4 protein-coding genes are annotated in these 2939 nt (G+C 44.7%); 3 read left to right on the forward strand and 1 reads right to left on the reverse strand.

Annotated elements, in window-relative coordinates; translation table 11 throughout:
• Window positions 1-42 precede the first annotated feature (42 nt).
• Complete coding sequence (locus tag AB5Z01_RS13555; protein ID WP_038672127.1) at window positions 43-216, reverse strand: helix-turn-helix domain-containing protein; 174 nt, start codon at window positions 214-216, stop codon at window positions 43-45.
• Between the two features lie 295 nt (window positions 217-511).
• Here AB5Z01_RS13555 and AB5Z01_RS13560 point away from each other — a divergent pair, with 295 nt between their 5' ends.
• The 3 genes from AB5Z01_RS13560 to AB5Z01_RS13570 are packed head-to-tail and all read left to right on the forward strand — an operon-like array spanning window position 512 to window position 2896.
• The gene (locus AB5Z01_RS13560) at window positions 512-1624 is read left to right on the forward strand and encodes an amidoligase family protein (protein WP_287216428.1); all 1113 of its coding nucleotides are present in this window, start codon (window positions 512-514) and stop codon (window positions 1622-1624) included.
• Window positions 1625-1626: 2 nt separating this feature from the next.
• Window positions 1627-2568: a glucosamine--fructose-6-phosphate aminotransferase gene (locus tag AB5Z01_RS13565; RefSeq protein ID WP_287216427.1), complete on the forward strand. Its 942-nt coding sequence runs from the start codon at window positions 1627-1629 to the stop codon at window positions 2566-2568.
• A gap of 10 nt (window positions 2569-2578) precedes the next feature.
• The gene (locus AB5Z01_RS13570) at window positions 2579-2896 is read left to right on the forward strand and encodes a DUF960 domain-containing protein (protein ID WP_195221038.1); all 318 of its coding nucleotides are present in this window, start codon (window positions 2579-2581) and stop codon (window positions 2894-2896) included.
• The last annotated feature ends 43 nt before the right edge of the window (window positions 2897-2939 follow it).

Consider the following 2939-nt stretch of genomic DNA (forward strand, 5'->3'; position numbering starts at 1 on the left):
CGCCCCTGTACTGAAAAACACAGTACAGGGGCGGTTCTTTTTTCACCTCTTCCTCAAAAACTCAATAACACTAAACTTGTAAATCCTCCACCTGCTGCCGATCTTGAAACCCTCTATCTCCCCTGTTTTAAGATAACGGAGCATAGAGTTTTTGCCAATCTTTAAAAGCTGCTGACATTCTTTAGCGGTAAGGATGTCGGGTATATCGTCAAACATAATTTATCATTCCTTTCAAAAAATATCGGTTTATCTTAATGTTCGGCGGTTTAGTACGGCACTTTTCGGAAACTTGATCTTTACAAATATACATCATCTTTATGAAGTAACGCAAATGCAGAAAGGAGGGCGTTACGATGAACAAAGCTAAAGTTATACTCGTGCTTGTGGGCAGCGTGCTGGCGGAGATAGCGCAGGAGATCATCACCTACATAGCAGATAAGGACGAGTGAACACCATAGGGCAGGCTTTCGGGTCTGCCTTTAATTTTTGTATTTTGTAAAGGAGTTTTAAAATGAGCGAACTTACCTATTGCAGCATTTGCGGCTGCGCTTTAGAGGACGAGGCGGAATGCTATGAAGTCGAAAACGAGATACTTTGTCAGGATTGCTACGATAACGAAACTGTGGTATGCGACCATTGCGGCGACCGCTGTATCGAACGAAATACCGTGAGCGATGAAAACACTATCCTCTGCACAGATTGCTATGATAATCATTACTACCGCTGTTCAAACTGCGAAACTATCGTGCATTCAGACGATACTTACTGGCGCGGCGATAACGCCTATTGCCGTGAATGTTATGACGATTGCTGTGACAGCGGCGACTACATCAATGATTATTACTACAAGCCTAAGCCAGTGTTCTACAAACTGCCGAAAGAAGACAACGTGCGTTTTTACGGCGTTGAACTGGAGATAGACGGTGCGGGAAGATACGATGATAACGCGGAAAAGATATATGATACAGCTAATGTTCAGAATGAAGTGCTTTACATAAAGTCTGACGGCTCACTGGACGAGGGAATGGAACTTGTCAGCCACCCTTGTTCAATAGATTTTCATCGAAAGAAATTCCCGTGGGACGAGATAGTAAAAAAAGCCATTGCCCTTGGCTACCGTTCGCATAATACGTCTACCTGCGGACTTCACGTCCATATAGGCCGAAAACAGCTTGGATATTCCTACGAGGAACAGGAAGAAGTCATAAGCCGAATAATGTTCTTTTTCGAGAGCCATTGGAACGAGCTTTTCAAATTTTCTCGCCGTACTGCATACAGCGTTGACCGCTGGGCGGCAAGACACGGTTACAATGACAAGCCGAAAGAGATACTTGAAAAGGCAAAGAAAAGCACTAAGGGCAGATATGCCTGTGTGAACATAACAAATGCTGATACTGTTGAGATAAGGCTGTTCAGGGGCACTCTAAAATTCAACAGCTTTATGGCGACGCTTGAACTTGTAGACAGCATATGCGAAAATGCAGTTTGCCTTAATGACGATGAGCTGAACAAGCAATCCTGGGCGGATTTTGTGCTGGGCATAAAGCCTGAATATACAGAGCTTATCAGGTATCTGAAAGAGAAAAGGCTCTATGTTAACGAGCCTGTCAGCGAGGAGGATTAACTATGTGTGCGATATTTGGATTTGTGAATTACAGACGTTCGCTCAGCAGGAGCGAGATGAAAGAACTTATCAACAGATTATCCGTCGAGTCAGAGGTAAGGGGCAAGGACGCAACGGGCATAGCGTATGTGAAACACGGCGAACTTAAAGTTTTCAAGAGAGCAAAGCCTGCTCACAAGGTAAGGCTTTATGTGCCTGAGGACACAGTTATCTTCACAGGTCATACGAGAATGACTACGCAAGGCGACGCTAGGTACATTTACAATAACCACCCGTTCACAGGCAAAACTGCGGACGGGTCTTTTGCTTTATGTCACAACGGTGTGCTTTACAACGACAGCCAGCTTGCAAAGTCTGAACATCTGCCGAAAAGCAAGATAGAAACTGACAGCTACGTTGCCGCACAGCTTATCGAGAAATACGGCAGACTTAATTTCACGACCATAGCGAAGATGTCAGAGGCGGTAGAGGGTTCGTTCGTATTCACGATACTGAGCGACAAGAACAAGCTTTTCATAGCAAAGGGCGACAATCCGCTCTGCCTTATCCATTACAAGCAGTTAGGGCTGTATGTGTACACGTCTACTGAGGACATTATGAAGAACGTGCTGAAAGGCAGTTTCCTTGAAAAGCTGCCTTTTGAAGTGATAAAGGTCACAGAGGGCGAGATCATAAGCATTGACAAGCGTGGGCGTTTTGAGAAAAGCAGCTTTGTACCGAACGAATTTTGCTATGGTTGGAACTATTATGGATACAGAAAACCCGCTTATGACGATGATGAACTTTTTGATATATGCGGAATGTTCGGTGTATCGCAGGAGGATCTTATGCTGCTTTACGATATGGGTTACACGGACGAAGAGATAGAGGGTATGCTTTGCGACAGGAGTATGTTGAGGGAGTGTATCGAGGAGGCTAGGGTGCTGGTGGGGGAATATTATTAGGAGGTATTTTATGGCATACACATTTAGCGGAAGCAGATACGTCACAAGCGGCGTGGCAGAAAACTTCCCTATTGAATTGCAAGTGGCGTTATTTTCAGCCGTAGAGCAAATGCGAGAAAAGGTCAGCGGACAGCTTGATTATCTGCAAGTTTTCGAGATAGTTACAGAAGTCAAGGGGCAGAAAAAATTCCTGCACATTTATCATATGCAGGAATGCCCCGAGGCTAAGCTTGAATATTTCATACCGACCGACGTGGAGGTAAACGACAAGGCGTATATGATCGACGATGTGGATCATATTACGCTGCTGTTGGCGGAGGAGTATTGAGTTGAAAAGGAATCACAGCTTGGGAAGGGGCTGTGATTTTTTT

Origin of the sequence: Ruminococcus sp. RTP21359st1_H3_RTP21359_211015 (assembly GCF_040909065.1) — a bacterium.
GTDB classification, from domain to species: Bacteria; Bacillota; Clostridia; order Oscillospirales; family Ruminococcaceae; genus Hominimerdicola; species Hominimerdicola aceti.

What these genes read in the sequence shown, in the direction of transcription:
- AB5Z01_RS13565 (WP_287216427.1), top strand. Translation starts at nt 1,627, where the DNA reads ATGTGTGCGATATTTGGATTTGTGAATTACAGACGTTCGCTCAGCAGG.
- AB5Z01_RS13560 (WP_287216428.1), top strand. Translation starts at nt 512, where the DNA reads ATGAGCGAACTTACCTATTGCAGCATTTGCGGCTGCGCTTTAGAGGAC.
- AB5Z01_RS13555 (WP_038672127.1), bottom strand. Translation starts at nt 216, where the DNA reads ATGTTTGACGATATACCCGACATCCTTACCGCTAAAGAATGTCAGCAG.
- AB5Z01_RS13570 (WP_195221038.1), top strand. Translation starts at nt 2,579, where the DNA reads ATGGCATACACATTTAGCGGAAGCAGATACGTCACAAGCGGCGTGGCA.